The sequence below is a fragment of the Sphingomonas sp. CBMAI 2297 genome (genome assembly GCF_029870595.1).
In the GTDB taxonomy this organism is placed as follows: Bacteria; Pseudomonadota; Alphaproteobacteria; order Sphingomonadales; family Sphingomonadaceae; genus Sphingomonas.
In genome coordinates, this window is record NZ_JAPDIR010000003.1 from 349,664 (window position 1) to 364,906 (window position 15,243).

Consider the following 15,243-nt stretch of genomic DNA (forward strand, 5'->3'; position numbering starts at 1 on the left):
AGCGGATACTTCCGAACCTTCCGTCAGAATGGCTTCAGGGGAGCCAGCACATGGCCCCGGGCGCAGCGCTTGGGGCACAGAGCGCGGTGGACGCCCTGCGCCTCACGCCACCTTGAACCCTTCCCGGTTCATCGCCTGGGTCAGCGCCCGGTTCTTCTCGTCGCTCAGCTGGGCGCGCAGCATCGGGAACAGGCGCAGCTCCTCTTCCTCCATATGCGCCTCGATCTCGGCGCGGAACCGGCGGATCCTGGCGATCCAGTCGGGCGAGGCGGTGGGGATGCTCTCCAGTTCGTAGAGATGCTGCTTCACATAGCCATGCTCCTTGGTGAGCTGATCGGCGGCATCGCGTTGCCCGGCCTCGCGCAGCGCCGGATAGATGACATTCTCTTCCTCCACCGCATGCTTCATCAGCGCGTGCTTCAGATGCGCGAGCAGCAGGTTGCGCTTGGTCGAGGAATGCTCGTCGGTGGCCTCGATCTGGCCGAACACCTTGCGCAGCGCTTCATGCTCGGTGGCGAGCGCCTCGTCCCAATTGCCCGCGAGCAGGCTTGGCGCCTGCACCACGGCCTTGCGCCCGAGCAACGCCAGCACGCCCAGCGCCATGCCGCCCGCCGCGGCACCGGCGATCACGCCGAGATTGTGCGTGGTGCTCGTCCGCTTGGATCCGGTGAAGCGGCCCTTGCTGTCCCGCGTGGCGGTGGTGGTCGTCATGGCGCTCGACTCCGATGTTACGCTGTCGGCGCAACAACGAAGCGCGGCGGGGGGCGTTCCGGTCAGCGCCGGGCGGCGGCGGCCATTTCGGCGCTGCGGCGCGCCGATGCGCCGAGCGTGGCGCGCAGCAGCGCCGCGAGCGCATCGTCCGCGTCGAGCACGTCGAGCCCCTTGCGGGTCGTGCCGCCCGGGCTGGCCACCCGATCGACGAGCGCCGAAGGCGGCGCGTCGGCCTGGGCAGCGAGCAGCCCCGCCCCTTCCACCGTGGCGATGGCAAGCCGCAGCGCCTGTTCCTCGCCGAACCCGATCGAAACCCCGCCCGCCGCGAGCGCATCGATGAAGCGATAGACAAAGGCCGGCCCGCAGCCGGCGAGCACGCCGAGCCGGTCCAGCCCCGCCTCGTCGCCCCACTCGACCAGCCCGAGCGGCTGCATCAGCGCGTCGACAACGGCGCTGCGATCGCCGGCCAGGCCGACCACGCCCTTGCCGATCGCGACCGGCAGGTTGGGCATGGCGCGGACGATCGCTCCGGCCCGGAACCGGCCCGCGAGCGAGGCCAATTCGACCCCGGCGAGGATGGAGACGAGGAGCGGCACGCCGGCGATGCGATCGCCATGGGCCTCGGCGACCGCGTCGATCTGCTGCGGCTTCACGCCGAGCATCACCGCCTGTGGAAGCGGGCCCTCGGGCAAGGCCCTGCCCTGGCGCACGCCCTCGGGCAGCGCGCGATCCTGGCGGTTGACGACGAACACCGTTGCGGGATCCACCGTCCCGGCATCGATCCAGCGGCGCAGCATCGCGCCCGCCATGTTGCCGCAGCCGACCAGCCAGAGGCCGGCCGGGGGCGTGGCGCTCACGCCTCGCCCTGCGTTTCGATGAGCGCGGAGGCCAGCGCGTCCTGCGGGGTCTTGCCGCCCCACAGCACGAACTGGAACACGGGATAGAAACGCTCGCACTCGTCGATCGCGCTCTCCACCAGCAGCTCCGCCTGGGCCAGGCTCAGCGTCGGCTCCTCGCCGTCGATCAGCGCGGCGTGGCGGAACAGCAGGATGCCGCTCTGCGACCAGAGCTCGAAATGGCCGATCCAGAGCTGCTCGTTGACCAGGCCGATCGTCTCATAGACCGCCATGCGGCGCTCGTCGGCCACGCGGATGTCCGGAAAGGCGAGGAACTGGAGCACGCCGTCGTCCTCGCGCCAGATCGCGCGCAGCTCATACTCCGTCCAGCTGCCCTTCACCTTCGCCACGATCTCGTCTTCCTCGCGGCTGTGCGTCCAGCCATGCGCGGCGAAATAGCTTTCGAGCATGTCGATAGGGGCTGCGTCGTCGCGGTCGAATTCCGCTTCGTCGAGCATCAGTTTCTCCACTGGGGCCGGATTGCTTGGGCAGAATCTGCCAACCGCATCGGGCCCGCACAAGCACGGGGTTCACAACCCTGCGCAAAAGCTGTGGACAAGGTGTTTATGCTTGTCCCGCCGGCTTTTTAGGCGATTTCGGCGCCTTGGGTGCTGCCGCCGGCTTGGCAGCGCCGCCCAGCTGTGCCTCGAGCGCGGCGAGGCGCGCGTGGAGCGCCTCGTTCTCGTCGCGCGCGGCCACGGCCATCGCCTTCACCGCTTCGAATTCCTCGCGGGAAACAAAGTCCATCCCGCCGATCCATTCGCGGGCACGCTCGCGCGCGGCGCCTTCGGTCTCGCGGGCGACGCCGGCCAGCGTGCCCGCCGCGCCGTTCACGAACTTCACGAAATCGTCGAACAGGCGGTTGTCGGTCTGCATTTCAAATTCCTCGCGCGATCACTTGATCTGTATTTCGTCAGCCGAACGCGAAGATACAAGGCTTCCCGCGTTCGGATTGAGCTCGTGGATCTGGTAGAGAAGCACCCCGGCGAACGCGATCCAGGCGAGATAGGGGACCAGCAGCACCGCGGCGAAGGTGCGGATGCGCGCGAAGAGGACGAAGGTGACCAGCGCGAGCACGAACAGCGCGCCCAGGATCGCCAGCGCCGGCACCACCTGGTGCATGCCGAAAAAGACCGGCGACCAGACGAGGTTCACCACCATCTGCACCGCGAAGACGGTCAGCGCCGGCCCGCGCAGCGTCGATCCGCGCGCGTTGATGATCATCGCCAGCGCCAGCCCCATCAATATGTAGAGCGCGGTCCAGGCCGCCGGGAAGACCCATTCCTCCGGCATGATCGCGGGCTTCACCAGCCGCGCGAACCACGGATTGGCGCTGCCCGACGGCGCCATGCGCGCCGAGGTGAAGCCGAGCAGCAGGATGAACGGCACCGTGACCACGGCCCATCGCAGATAGGCGAGCCGCAGCTGCCCCTTCGATGCGATTTCCCTCAACGCGCCCTCCGGTTAAATCCTGTGGGCGCAAGGGCTATGTTGCAGCGCGCCGAAACGCAAGCGTTGCCGTTATGTTTCGCGCGTCGCGGCGATCAGGAATTCGACATTCCCCTCGGGCCCGGTGATCGGGCTGGCAGTGACGCCGGCGACGGCCCAGCCCTGCGCGGCGACCCAGTCGGACACTTCGCGGCAGACGCGTTCGTGCACGGCGGCATCGCGGACCACCCCGCCCTTGCCCACTTCGTCACGCCCGGCCTCGAACTGCGGCTTGATCAGCGCGACCAGCCGGGCGCCGGGCCGGGCGAAGCGGAACGGCACCTCGAGCACCTTGGCCAGGCCGATGAAGCTCGCGTCGCAGACGATCAGGTCCACCGGCTCGGGGATGTGCCCGTCGGTCAGGATCCGCGCGCTGGTCTGCTCATGGACGACGACGCGCGGATCCTGGCGCAGCTTCCAGGCGAGCTGGTTGGTGCCGCTGTCCACCGCATAGACGCGCGCGGCGCCGTTGCTCAGCAGCACGTCGGTGAAGCCGCCGGTCGAGGAGCCGACGTCGATCGCCACCGCCCCCGTCACATCCCAGCCGAAATGCGCGAGCGCGTGCGCCAGCTTGATCCCCCCGCGCGACACCCAGGGATGGTCGCGCCCGCGCACGTCGAGCACCGTCTCCTCGGGGAATTGCTGGCCGGGCTTGTCGACCTTGCGGTCGCCGGCGAAGACCAGGCCGGCCATGATCAGCGCCTGGGCACGCGTCCGGCTCTCGGCAAGGCCGCGGTCCACGAGCATCTGGTCGGCGCGCTGCTTGGGCATTGCCGGCCTTTAGGTGCAACCGCCCCGGATGCAAAGCCGCCCGGCAAATGGCCCGCCCCAACGGCCCGCCGCAACCCGGCTTCGATCCGGCGCAATCCATATTGCCCATTAAAATAGTGGGAATAAATTGAAGCTCCGGCCTGCCCTCCCGTTGGAGTGCAATTGCAATGAGTATCTTCGCTCCGTTTGACGAACATTCGCCGCTCGTCCTCACCGTCCCCGGGCTCGGTGGCTCGGGGCCCTCGCACTGGCAGACGCTCTGGGAGCAGTCCCGCCCCGATACCAGCCGGGTCGAGCTCGGCATGTGGGATACGCCGCATCGCAATGCCTGGGTGACCAGGCTCGACCAGGCGATCCGCGGTGCCCAGGCGCCGGTGGTGCTCGCCGCGCACAGCCTGGGCTGCCTCGCCGTCGCCTGGTGGGCGGAGCTCTCGCCCCAGCCCTTTGGCTGGCCGGTTGCAGGGGCGTTGCTGGTGGCCCCCGCCGATGTCGACCGGCCGGACGTGAAGTCCGAGCTTGCCGGCTTCGCGCCCGCCCCCGCCAGGCCGCTGCCCTTCCCCTCGATCACGGTGGCGAGCCGCGACGATCCCTGGATCGGCTTCGATCGCGCCCGCGAACTGGCCAAGGGCTGGGGCAGCTTCTTCGTCGACGCCGGCCCGCAGGGGCACCTCAACGCCGCCAGCGGCATCGGCTGGTGGCACGAGGGGCAGGAGCTGCTCGACCGGGTGCTCGATGCCGCATCGGATCGGTCCGGCCGGGTCCGGACCGCGGCGGAAGCGCGCTCGCTGCTCGCGATCAATGCCACGGAAGCCGCCCAGGCGCATTATCTGGGCCGGCATGCGTGATTCGGCGTGTGGCCGGTGCTTCCGGACGCACGCCACTGGTAACTGCCCGCAAATCCCCTAAATAGGGAATGCGGGCGTGGCCGGGTGGCGTACCCTAGAGCGTCACCCGGCCTACCCGCGCCTTTTTCCTTCCGCCGGCCGCTCCACCCGGGTACACCGGTGTCATGGATCGTCGCGACCTGCTCGCCGCCGCCGGACTGGCCGGCCCGCTGCTCCCGCTTGCCGCCAGGGCCGCGTCCGATACGCCGCCCGGCCCCGTCGCTCCCGATGCGCGCGTCAACCTCTGGCCGGGAGAGGCACCGGGCCTGCTCGACCAGGCGTTGCGGGACCATGTCGTGGTCCGCGGCGCCGATCCGGGCTTTCCCGATCGCGCGATGGAGCATGTCCGCACGCCACGGCTCGACATATTCCAGGCCGCCCGGCCGAACGGCGCCGCGATGCTCGTCATTCCCGGCGGCGGCTATGCCCGCGTGGTGATCGACAAGGAAGGCTATGAGCTGGGCCCCTGGCTCGCCGCGCGCGGGATCACCGCCTTCGTGCTCTTCTACCGCCTGCCCGGCGACCCCTGGCGCGACCCGGGCAACGTCGCCCTTGCCGATGCCCAGCGCGCCATGCGGCTGATCCGGCATCGCGCCGCCGAGTGGAAGGTCGATCCCGCCCGCGTCGGCGCCATGGGCTTTTCGGCCGGCGGGCATCTTTGCGCCGATCTCGCGGCGCGCTTCGGCCGCACCTCCTACGCGCCGATCGACCGGGCCGACACGCTCGACGCGCGCCCGTTCGTCGCCGCGCCGATCTATCCGGTCGTCTCGATGGACCCGGACTTCGCGCATATAGGCTCGCGCACCCTGCTCATCGGCAAGGAGGCCACGCCCGCCCTGGCCGCCGAACACTCCCCCGAGCGCCAGGTCGGGGCCCATACGCCGCCCAGCTTCCTCTGCCATGCCGAGGACGACGCCACCGTGCCGGTCCGGAATACGATCGCCCTGCGCGCCGCCCTGAGGGCCGCCAAGGTGCCGGTGGAGACGCATCTGTTCGAGCAGGGCGGCCACGGCTTTGGCTGGGGTCCGCGCACCCTGGGCAAGCCCGCGCACGCCTGGCCCGAGCTGTTCCTCGCCTGGGCCAGGGGGCACGGCCTGCTGGGTTAGGGTCGATCGACACTCAGGCCAAGGGTGTAGCCTGACGGGCCGGAACATTTCGAACCAGCCTCTTGCGTCACCCTGAGCTTGCTTGGCGCGTATCCCGTAAAGGCAAGTGCCCCCCCATTCCGTCATCCCCGCCTGCGCGGGGATGACGGCTATCGGGAGCGGAAGGGACAGAGCTGAATGTCGATCCGTCCCAGGCCCGGGCGCGACGACGGTGGAACCCGCAACCATTTTCGCCGCATGTTATGTTGTATCTTCAACTCGCTTGCCCTATATCCGCGCCATGCCGGTGAGTCTTCCGTTGGCCCGCTTGTGGGGCGGCATTGATGCGCGCCTCGATCGTATCGCGATCGGGATCAGCGGGCTGTGCCTCGTCCATTGTGTCACCACCACCATATTGCTCACCGTGATCTCCTCGGCCGGCGGCCTGCTCAACCCGGCGATCCACGAGATCGGCCTCACCCTCGCGATCGGCGTCGGCGCCTTCGCGCTGGTCAAGGGCGTGATGTCGCATGGCTATATGGCCCCGGCGGTCGTCGGCGCCTTCGGGCTTGGCATCATGGCCGGCGCATTGTCGCTGCCGCATGGCGATTTCGAGATTTTCTGGACTTTGGTGGGCGTCAGCCTGGTCGCGCTGGGCCATGACCTCAACCGGCGCGCCACCTACTGAACTTGCCGCGAGGGGCCTGCGAGCCTACATCTGATCCATGCACGCGCACGACCATCACGAGCATCACGGCAACGATCTGACCAAGGCTGCCCAGGCGACGCTGGAGAAATCCGGCGAGCAATGGACGACCATGCGCGAGCGGGTGTTCGAAGCGCTGGCGGGCTTCGACAAGCCGGCCTCCGCCTATGACATCGCCGAGGCCGTCTCCAGGGCGGAGGGGCGCCGCGTCGCCGCCAACAGCGTCTACCGCATCCTCGACCTGTTCGTCGGCGCCAATCTCGCGCGGCGGGTGGAGAGCGCCAACGCCTATATGGCGAACACGCATCCCGACTGCCTGCACGACTGCATCTTCCTGGTCTGCGATAATTGCGGACAGACCACGCATATCGACGACGACTCGATCACCAGGACGGTGCGCGCCGCCGCCAAGGACATGGGCTTCTCGCCCGAGCGGCCGGTGATCGAAGTGCGCGGCAAATGCGCGGATTGCGACTGACCGCTCTCCCTGCACGGCGTCTGCACGCAAAATCCACACGCGCAAGGTTCGACTTCCCGGAATCGGAAGAGTAAGGGCAGTTGGATGGCCGATCTACCCAGCACGCCGCTGCTCGATACCGTCGATACGCCCGAGGACCTGCGCAAGCTCGATCCGAAGCAGCTTCGCCAGCTCGCCGACGAGTTGCGCGCGGAAACCATCTCGGCCGTGGGCTCGACCGGCGGGCATCTCGGCTCCGGGCTCGGCGTCGTCGAGCTGACGGTCGCCATCCACTACGTCTTCAACACGCCCGACGACCGGCTGATCTGGGACGTCGGGCACCAATGCTATCCGCACAAGATCCTCACCGGCCGCCGCGACCGGATCCGCACGCTGCGCCAGGGCGGCGGGCTCTCCGGCTTCACCAAGCGCAGCGAGAGCGAATACGACCCGTTCGGCGCCGCCCATAGCTCGACTTCGATCAGCGCCGCGCTGGGCTTCGCGATCGCCAACAAGCTGAGCGACAAGCCGGGCAAGGGCATCGCGGTGATCGGCGACGGCGCGATGAGCGCGGGCATGGCCTATGAGGCGATGAACAATGCCGAGGCCGCGGGCAACCGGCTGGTGGTGATCCTCAACGACAACGACATGTCGATCGCGCCGCCGGTGGGCGGCCTCTCCGCCTATCTGGCGCGGATGGTGTCGTCGTCCGAATATATGGGCCTGCGCAGCCTGGCGAAGCGCGCGATCCGCAAATTCTCGCGGCGCCTGACCACGGCGGCGGGCAAGACCGAGGAGTTCGCCCGGGGCCTCGTCACCGGCGGCACGCTCTTCGAGGAGCTCGGCTTCTATTATGTCGGCCCGATCGACGGCCATAATCTCGAGCATCTGATCCCGGTGCTCGAGAATGTCCGCGATGCCGAGGAAGGCCCCATCCTCGTCCATGTCGTCACCAAGAAGGGCAAGGGCTATGCTCCGGCCGAGGCGGCGGCGGACAAGTATCACGGCGTCCAGAAGTTCGACGTGATCACCGGCACCCAGGCCAAGGCGCCGCCGGGCCCGCCCGCCTATCAGAACGTCTTCGCCGACCAGCTGATCAAGGATGCCGAGCACGATCCCCGGATCGTCGCGATCACCGCCGCCATGCCCTCGGGCACCGGCGTCGATCGCTTCGCCAGGGCCTATCCGGACCGCACCTTCGACGTCGGCATCGCCGAGCAGCACGCGGTGACCTTCGCCGCCGGGCTGGCGGCACAGGGCATGCGCCCGTTCTGCGCGATCTACTCGACCTTCCTGCAGCGCGCCTATGACCAGGTGGTGCACGACGTGGCGATCCAGAACCTGCCGGTCCGCTTCGCGATCGACCGCGCGGGCCTGGTCGGCGCGGACGGCGCGACCCATGCCGGCAGCTTCGACATCACCTATCTCGCCACCCTGCCCAACATGGTGGTGATGGCCGCGGCCGACGAGGCCGAGCTGGTCCATATGACGCACACCGCCGTGCTGCACGACAGCGGCCCGATCGCGCTGCGCTATCCGCGCGGCAACGGCACCGGCGTGGCGCTTCCGCAAATTCCGCAACGGCTCGAGATCGGCAAGGGCCGCATCGTCCGCGAGGGCAAGACCGTGGCGATCCTCTCGCTCGGCACGCGCTTGGGCGAGGCGCTCAAGGCGGCCGACACGCTCGAGGCCAAGGGGCTCTCGACCACGGTCGCCGACCTGCGCTTCGCCAAGCCGCTCGACGAGGCGCTGATCCGCCGCCTGCTCGCCACCCATGAGGTGGCGGTGACGATCGAGGAAGGCGCGATCGGCGGCCTGGGCGCGCACGTCCTCACCATGGCGAGCGACCAGGGCCTGATCGATACGGGCCTCAAGCTGCGCACGATGCGCCTGCCGGACCTGTTCCAGGACCAGGACAAGCCCGAGCTGCAATATGCCGAGGCGGGCCTCAACGCCGACAACATCGTCGACACCGTGCTGAAGGCGCTGCGCTGGAACGAAACCCCGGTGAGCGACGGCGCGCGGGCCTGATCCTTCTTCTCCCTCTCCCCTGAAGGGTAGAGGGAGCAAAGCCCCAATAGCCCCAGGTTATGGCCATCGAACCTATGTTCCGATGGACAGCCGCATTTGCCCGGACCACCCTCCGCGCCAAAGCGCCATCCGGGGAATATCCAATGCTGAACCGCCGTGCCTTTCTGCTGAGCTCGACCACGGCGCTGCTCACCGGCGCCGCCGCCGCGGCCGCGCCCCGGCTGGTCGCCGCCAAGCAGCAGAGCGTGCGCGGGGCGAGCGCGCCGATCGAGATCGTCGACGACGAATGGGGCACGCCGCACATTCGCGCCGCGACGATCCCCGACGCGTTCTTCGGCCAGGGCTATGTCGTCGCGCGCGACCGGCTGTTCCAGATCGACCTGTCGCATCGCCGCGAGCTGGGCCGGCTCGCCGAGGCGTTCGGCGCGCGCTTCGCCCGGCACGACGCCAATGCCCGCCTCTTCCACTATCGCGGCGACATCGACGCCGAGCTGCGCCGCGTCCCCGCCGATGTGCTGGCCTGCGCCCGGGCCTATGTCGCCGGCATCAACGCGCGCATCGACGAAGTGATCGCCGACCCCTCGCTGCTGCCGCTCGAATATCGCATTCTGCAGATCGTCCCGATCCGCTGGGACCTGCGCGACCTGGTGCGCGCCCGCGAGGCCTCGAGCGGCAATGTCGACGACGAGATCCGCCGCGCCCGCCTCGCCGCCCTGGGGCTGCTCGATCTCGACGCGATCGTCGCGCCGCTTCGCCCGGCCTGGACGATGAAGGTGCCCGACGGGCTCGACGCCGCGGCGGTGAGCACGGCCGACCTGGGCGTGCTCAACATCGACAGCCTGCCCTGGGCCGAGCTCACCGGCCAGGACCCGGCGGCGGCTTCCGCCGAGCGCGCCAATGCCGGCAGCAACGCCTGGACGGTATCGCCCTCGCGCACCGCCACCGGCCGGCCGATCCTGGCCAACGACCCGCATCTCGGCATCGGCGGGTTCAGCCCGCGCCACGTCGCGCACCTGACCGCGCCGGGGCTCGACCTGATCGGCGGCGGCGCGCCCGGCCTGCCCGGCATCATGCAGGGCCATACCGATCGCTTCGCCTTTGGCCGCACCAACTTCCACATCGACCAGGGCGACCTGTTCGTCCTCGAGCTCGATCCGGCCGATCCCGAGCGCTATCGCCATGACGGCGGCTGGAAACGGTTCGACCGGGTGGAGGAAGCGATCGCGGTGAAGGGCGGCGCGCCCGTCACGGTGACGCTGCGCTATTCGGTCCAGGGTCCGGTGCTCTCGCACGATCCCGCGAAGCGCCGCGCCACCGCGCTCGCCACGATCGCGATGCAGCCCGGCGGCGACGGCGCCTTCGCGATGATCGCGATCAACCTGGCCAGGGACTGGGACGGCCTGCGCAAGGCCTTCGCTCTCCACCCCTCGCCCACCAACTTCCATTATGCCGATGTCGACGGGAATACCGGCTGGCAGGTGATCGGCTTCGTGCCGGTGCGCAAGCGGGGCGACGGGCTGCTCCCGGTGCCCGGCGACGGGCGCTACGACTGGACCGGCATGCGCAAGTTCGAGGCGCTGCCGAGCGTCTACAACCCCGCCAAGGGCTGGTTCGCCTCGGCCAACCAGAACAACCTGCCCGCCGACTGGCCGCGCGACCGCATCCCGGCCTTCTCCTTCCGCGATCCCTATCGCTATGACCGCATCGCCGAAATGCTCGCTTCCCAGCCGAAGCACACATTGGCCGACAGCGCCGCGCTCCAGCACGACACGCTCTCCACCCCGGCGCGCCAGTTCCTCGCGCTGCTGCCCCAGGCCCCCTCGCCCGCCGCCCGGCCCGCGGTGGAGATGCTGCGCGGCTGGAACGCGCGGATCGACCGCGACAGCGGCGCCGCCGCGCTGTTCGAGGCGGTCTGGCGCGAGGCCGGCAAGCGCATGCTCGCCGCGATCGTGCCGGCCCGCGCCAGGGGGCTGATCCCCGGCATCGCGCCGTCGATCCTGCTCGACGCGCTGGCCAGGCCGGACGCGCGGCTGGGCGCCGATCCGGTCGCGGCGCGCGACGCGATGCTCGATGCGGCGCTGGCCGCCGGCTGGGCCGCGACCCGCGAGAAGCTCGGCCCCGATCCCGCCGCCTGGCGCTATGGCGCGCTCCACCAGGTGCGCCTGCGCCATCCGCTCTCCGCCATCCCCGCCATTGCCAGGGCCTTTCCGGCGATCGAGGGCGAGGGCTCGGGCGGCGACGGCTATACCGTCATGGCGCGCTGGCTCGGCGCCGGCCCGGGCTGGCAGGTCGGCGGCGGCGCGAGCTATCTCCAGGTGATCGACGTCGGCGCCTGGGACAATTCGCTGATGCTGATCCTGCCCGGCCAGTCGACCGATCCGCGCTCCCCGCATTATCGCGACCAGTATCGCAACTGGGCGGAGGGGCGGATGCAGCCCATGCCGTTCAGCCGCGCCGCGGTCGACGCCCGCGCCGCCGCGCGCACCACGCTGAGGCCCGCATGAGGCGCGCCGCGCCGCTCCTGCTTGCCGCCACTCTCGCCGCCGCCCCGGCCGCCGCGCAGGATCGCGGCAGCGACCGGGCGCTCGACCGGACAGTGGCCGATTTCCGCGCGCTCCACCGCGCCGAGGTCGCCAGGGCCGGGATCGCGGGCAGCAGCTTCTATGTGATCCGCGACGGCCGCACGATCGTCGCCGACCATATCGGCGAACAGGATGCCGAGGCGCATGTGCCGGTCGACGCGCGCACCATCTACCATTGGGCGTCGATCACCAAGACGATGACCGGCATCGCGATCATGCAGCTGCGCGACCGCGGGCTGCTGAAGCTCGACGACCCGATCATCCGCTACGTCCCCGAGCTCGCCGGAGTGCACGACCCGTTCGGCGATCCGGGCGCGATCACTCTCCGCCAGCTGATGAGCCACAGCGCCGGCTTCCGGAACGGCACCTGGCCGTGGCGCGACAAGCCATGGCAGCCCTTCGAGCCCCCGGGCTGGAAACAGCTCGAGGCGATGATCCCCTATACCGAGGTGCAGTTCAAACCGGGCAGCCGGTTCGGCTATTCCAATCCCGGCATCGTCTATCTCGGCCAGGTGATCGAGCGGCTCTCGGGCGAGGATTTCGAAGTCTATGTCGACAAGAACATCCTGCGCCCGCTCGGCATGCAATCGAGCTATTTCGACCGGACCCCGCCCTATCTCCTGCCCCACCGCGCCCACAGCTATTACATCCAGGGCGGCAAGCGTGTGCCGGCCCCGTTCGACGCCGATACCGGCGTGACCGTCTCGAACGGCGGGCTCAACGCGCCGCTGCCCGACATGGCGAAATATGTGGCCTTCCTGCTCGGCGATCCCAAGCGCGGCGCCGAATATGACCTCGTCCTCAAGCGCGCCTCGCTCGAGGAGATGTGGCGGCCGGTGATCAGCGCGGGCGAGGATTTCACCCAGGGACGGATGGCGCCGACCACCTGGAGCGGCCTGTCCTTCTTCCTCGACAGGACCGACGGCATCCGCATCGTCGGGCATAATGGCGACCAGAACGGCTTCCGCACCTATCTGAGCCTGTGCCCCGACCAGCATCTGGGCACGCTGCTCGCCTTCAACACCGAGACGCGCGGCGTGGAGAATGATCCGGGCAACCGCGACATGCCGGAATCGCGCATCGCGCTGGCGACGGACGGGCTGTGCAAGGCAGTGGCGAAGGGCGGGAAATAAGGCGATTAATAAGGCACCGTCCCGGTTTTTCGTCATCCCCGCGAAGGCGGGGATCCAGGGCAGCGCAGGGCTATCGATGCCATCGAGCGCACGCTCTCCGGAACCGCCTCGGCGAGCCGCACGCCATCAGCCCCTGGCTCTGGATCCCCGCCTTCGCGGGGATGACGGTTAGGAACACGGGGATGACGGTGAAAGGCAGCTATCGCCCTCGCCGCAGCAGCCGCCCGCTCTTCCCTACGCGCACGCCGCCCTCGAAAGCGGGCTTCCCATTCACCATCACCAGGTCGAACCCCTCGGCCGTGGCAAAGGGATCGACATAGGTGGAGCGCGCCTTCACCTTTGCCGGATCGAACAGGATCAGATCGGCCTTCGCCCCGGCGCGGATCACGCCGCGATCGGCCAGGCGCAGGATATGGGCGGGATAGCCGGTGCCCTTGCGGACCATCTCCTCGATCGTGAGCTTGCGGTCGCGCACCACATATTCCTCGACCAGCTTGGCATAGGTGCCGGTCGCGCGCGGATGGCGCATGCCCGGCCCGCCATCGGTGGAGAAGGCGACGTGCGGGTCGACCAGCAGCACGTCCTGCAATGCCTTGTCCTGGGTGAAATGCGCGCCCGATCCGCTCTGCGGGCCGATCTTGATCAGGAAGTCGGCATAATCGAGCCCGGCCTCCCGCGCCGCCTGGGCCAGCGTCTTGCCGGCATAGGGCCTGGTGCCGATCAGCAGCGCCTCCGGCCCGCCGCGCCGGGTCATGCGCTGCACCAGATAGTCGCGCAGCTCCTGCCGCCGCTCGGCGACCACCCTGGCATAGTCCGTCGGCGGCAGCGCCCATTTGGGGAACAGGATCGCGATGCCGGTATAGCCGGCCTCATAGGGATATTGATCGGCGGTCAGGTCGATCCCCTGGCGGCGCTTCTCGGCCAGATAGGCGAGCAGCTCGCGGGCCCGCGCCTCGCCCTTGCCGAAGACGACCTTGAGGTGCGAGATGTGCGGCCGCGCCGGCAGCGACGAGGCGATCAGCTCGTCGATCGAGGCCTTGATATCCTCGTCATTTTCCGAGCGCATATGGCTCATCACCACGCCGCCATGGCGCGCCACCACCTTGCCGAGATTGGTCAGCTCCGCGGTCTCCGAATAGATGCCCGGCACATATTCCAGGCCATAGGACAGGCCGAACGCCCCCGCCCCCAGCTCGGCATCGAGCTGCGCCGCCATCCGCGCGAGCCCGGCCGCGTCGGGGCGGCGGACCGAATCCGGCACGCCCGCCGCGCGGCGCAGCGTGCCATGGCTGGCGAGCAACGCGACATTGACGTCGATCGCCGCGCGATCGACCGCGGCCATCCAGCTCCGCGGATCGAGATCCTTGCCGAGCCGGGGCCCGCTGCCGTCCTGGCCAAGGGTGATCGTGGTCACGCCCATCGCGAGAAAGGCTTCATAGCTGTCGTCCAGCGGATCGCCATGGCTGTGCATGTCGATGAAGCCGGGCGCGAGCACCCGCCCCTCCCCGGCGATGATCCGCACCGCCGAGCCTCCTGCCGAAGCGGGCGCGACCTCGATGATCCGGTCGCCGGCGACCAGCACATTGGCGAGCCGGGGCGCCGCGCCCGTCCCGTCGACGAGCAGCACTTCGCGGAACAGGGTCTCGGGCTCGGCCGCCAGCGCGATCAGGCCCGGCCAGCTCGCCAGCCCCCCGGCCGCCACGGCCCCGCCAATCGCCTGCCGCCGTGTCAACCGCTGGGTCATTGCCCGTTTCCCCCTGTTTTTCGACCTCGAAGGCCGACTATGCGCGGAAGCGGCGCGAAGACGAATCCCTAAAAATGATTAACCTCATTGCTTCCGCGCATGGGCGTTGCGGTTGGGGGGGCAGGTCATCTCGGCATTCAGGCCAAACGCCCGTCATCGCCGTTCTTCCCTCGTCACCCGAAACCTGAAGGCATTTATTCCCTTGAGACGTTCATTCCCTTGAGACGTTCATTCCCTTGGGGCGTTCATTCCCTTGGGACAAGGCATGCCCAATAGTCGTCATCCCCGCGCAGGCGGGGATCCAGGGTAATATGGGACAATCGATGCAATCGCGCGAATGGTTGCCGGAAAGGGCAAGGCCAGCCTCGCCACCCTTGCCCGTGGCCCTGGATCCCCGCCTGCGCGGGGATGACGAGGAAGGGATAGCGGGGATGCCCCCGGAGAATAGGAGTCTTCACCCTGGATTGGGGACTCATATCCTTCCTTCGTCACCCCGGCCTTGCGCCGGGGTCCCGCTATCTCGACGGCGCAAGAAGCAGCGGGATCCCGGCGCAAGGCCGGGATGACGGAAGTAAATCAGATACCTGCTTGGGTTCTCGACCCAGGATCAGAACCCGATCAAGACTTTGATTTTATTCGCCATATAGACGTATTTCGTCATCCCCGCGCAGGCGGGGATCCAGGGTAATATGGGACAATCGATGCAATCGCGCGAATGGTTGCCGGAAAGGGCAAGGCCAGCCTCGCCACCCTTG

The 15,243-nt window shown here is 68.8% G+C and carries 14 protein-coding genes; 7 read left to right on the forward strand and 7 right to left on the reverse strand.

Annotation, left to right across the window (positions count from 1 at the left end):
- Window positions 1-102: 102 nt before the first annotated feature.
- From OMP43_RS06560 to OMP43_RS06585, 6 genes are all read right to left on the reverse strand, one after another.
- Window positions 103-711: a hemerythrin domain-containing protein gene (locus tag OMP43_RS06560; RefSeq protein WP_280278927.1), complete on the reverse strand. Its 609-nt coding sequence runs from the start codon at window positions 709-711 to the stop codon at window positions 103-105.
- Window positions 712-773: 62 nt separating this feature from the next.
- Window positions 774-1,568 carry a pyrroline-5-carboxylate reductase dimerization domain-containing protein gene (locus tag OMP43_RS06565; RefSeq protein ID WP_280278928.1) on the reverse strand — a complete coding sequence of 265 codons (795 nt, stop codon included), beginning with the start codon at window positions 1,566-1,568 and terminating at the stop codon, window positions 774-776.
- Window positions 1,565-2,065: a YbjN domain-containing protein gene (locus OMP43_RS06570; protein ID WP_086131169.1), complete on the reverse strand. Its 501-nt coding sequence runs from the start codon at window positions 2,063-2,065 to the stop codon at window positions 1,565-1,567. The genes OMP43_RS06565 and OMP43_RS06570 overlap by 4 nt, the downstream gene beginning before the upstream one ends.
- A gap of 106 nt (window positions 2,066-2,171) precedes the next feature.
- A complete protein-coding gene (locus OMP43_RS06575) occupies window positions 2,172-2,483 on the reverse strand; it encodes an accessory factor UbiK family protein (protein WP_280278929.1) in 312 nt (103 codons plus the stop codon).
- A gap of 18 nt (window positions 2,484-2,501) precedes the next feature.
- Window positions 2,502-3,059 carry a tryptophan-rich sensory protein gene (locus OMP43_RS06580; RefSeq protein WP_280278930.1) on the reverse strand — a complete coding sequence of 186 codons (558 nt, stop codon included), beginning with the start codon at window positions 3,057-3,059 and terminating at the stop codon, window positions 2,502-2,504.
- A gap of 69 nt (window positions 3,060-3,128) precedes the next feature.
- Window positions 3,129-3,866 (reverse strand): TlyA family RNA methyltransferase, encoded by a 738-nt coding sequence (locus tag OMP43_RS06585; protein ID WP_280278931.1) that lies wholly within the window; start codon window positions 3,864-3,866, stop codon window positions 3,129-3,131.
- Window positions 3,867-4,033: 167 nt separating this feature from the next.
- On the opposite strand from OMP43_RS06585, the gene OMP43_RS06590 reads away from it, so the two are divergent.
- From OMP43_RS06590 to OMP43_RS06620, 7 genes are all read left to right on the forward strand, one after another.
- Entirely contained in the window at window positions 4,034-4,711 is a 678-nt protein-coding gene (locus OMP43_RS06590) for an alpha/beta hydrolase (RefSeq protein WP_280278932.1), read from the forward strand.
- 164 nt (window positions 4,712-4,875) lie between these two features.
- Window positions 4,876-5,856, forward strand: coding sequence for an alpha/beta hydrolase (locus tag OMP43_RS06595; protein ID WP_280278933.1), 981 nt, complete (start codon window positions 4,876-4,878; stop codon window positions 5,854-5,856).
- A 280-nt stretch (window positions 5,857-6,136) separates the two neighbouring features.
- Window positions 6,137-6,523: a MerC domain-containing protein gene (locus OMP43_RS06600; protein ID WP_280278998.1), complete on the forward strand. Its 387-nt coding sequence runs from the start codon at window positions 6,137-6,139 to the stop codon at window positions 6,521-6,523.
- Window positions 6,524-6,560: 37 nt separating this feature from the next.
- A complete protein-coding gene (locus OMP43_RS06605; protein ID WP_086131163.1) occupies window positions 6,561-7,019 on the forward strand; it encodes a Fur family transcriptional regulator in 459 nt (152 codons plus the stop codon).
- Between the two features lie 84 nt (window positions 7,020-7,103).
- Window positions 7,104-9,029, forward strand: a complete 1,926-nt coding sequence (gene dxs / locus OMP43_RS06610) for a 1-deoxy-D-xylulose-5-phosphate synthase (protein WP_280278934.1) — start codon at window positions 7,104-7,106, stop codon at window positions 9,027-9,029.
- A 143-nt stretch (window positions 9,030-9,172) separates the two neighbouring features.
- Window positions 9,173-11,533, forward strand: coding sequence for a penicillin acylase family protein (locus OMP43_RS06615; RefSeq protein ID WP_280278935.1), 2,361 nt, complete (start codon window positions 9,173-9,175; stop codon window positions 11,531-11,533).
- Complete coding sequence (locus OMP43_RS06620) at window positions 11,530-12,744, forward strand: serine hydrolase domain-containing protein (protein ID WP_280278936.1); 1,215 nt, start codon at window positions 11,530-11,532, stop codon at window positions 12,742-12,744. Before OMP43_RS06615 ends, OMP43_RS06620 begins: the two co-directional genes overlap by 4 nt.
- A gap of 199 nt (window positions 12,745-12,943) precedes the next feature.
- Here the strand turns inward: OMP43_RS06620 and OMP43_RS06625 are convergent, their stop codons facing one another.
- Entirely contained in the window at window positions 12,944-14,488 is a 1,545-nt protein-coding gene (locus OMP43_RS06625; protein WP_280278937.1) for an amidohydrolase family protein, read from the reverse strand.
- Window positions 14,489-15,243 lie beyond the last annotated feature (755 nt).

What these genes read in the sequence shown, in the direction of transcription:
- OMP43_RS06570 (WP_086131169.1), bottom strand. Translation starts at nt 2,065, where the DNA reads ATGCTCGACGAAGCGGAATTCGACCGCGACGACGCAGCCCCTATCGAC.
- dxs (WP_280278934.1), top strand. Translation starts at nt 7,104, where the DNA reads ATGGCCGATCTACCCAGCACGCCGCTGCTCGATACCGTCGATACGCCC.
- OMP43_RS06590 (WP_280278932.1), top strand. Translation starts at nt 4,034, where the DNA reads ATGAGTATCTTCGCTCCGTTTGACGAACATTCGCCGCTCGTCCTCACC.
- OMP43_RS06625 (WP_280278937.1), bottom strand. Translation starts at nt 14,488, where the DNA reads ATGACCCAGCGGTTGACACGGCGGCAGGCGATTGGCGGGGCCGTGGCG.
- OMP43_RS06575 (WP_280278929.1), bottom strand. Translation starts at nt 2,483, where the DNA reads ATGCAGACCGACAACCGCCTGTTCGACGATTTCGTGAAGTTCGTGAAC.
- OMP43_RS06585 (WP_280278931.1), bottom strand. Translation starts at nt 3,866, where the DNA reads ATGCCCAAGCAGCGCGCCGACCAGATGCTCGTGGACCGCGGCCTTGCC.
- OMP43_RS06620 (WP_280278936.1), top strand. Translation starts at nt 11,530, where the DNA reads ATGAGGCGCGCCGCGCCGCTCCTGCTTGCCGCCACTCTCGCCGCCGCC.
- OMP43_RS06605 (WP_086131163.1), top strand. Translation starts at nt 6,561, where the DNA reads ATGCACGCGCACGACCATCACGAGCATCACGGCAACGATCTGACCAAG.
- OMP43_RS06560 (WP_280278927.1), bottom strand. Translation starts at nt 711, where the DNA reads ATGACGACCACCACCGCCACGCGGGACAGCAAGGGCCGCTTCACCGGA.
- OMP43_RS06595 (WP_280278933.1), top strand. Translation starts at nt 4,876, where the DNA reads ATGGATCGTCGCGACCTGCTCGCCGCCGCCGGACTGGCCGGCCCGCTG.
- OMP43_RS06615 (WP_280278935.1), top strand. Translation starts at nt 9,173, where the DNA reads ATGCTGAACCGCCGTGCCTTTCTGCTGAGCTCGACCACGGCGCTGCTC.
- OMP43_RS06600 (WP_280278998.1), top strand. Translation starts at nt 6,137, where the DNA reads ATGCCGGTGAGTCTTCCGTTGGCCCGCTTGTGGGGCGGCATTGATGCG.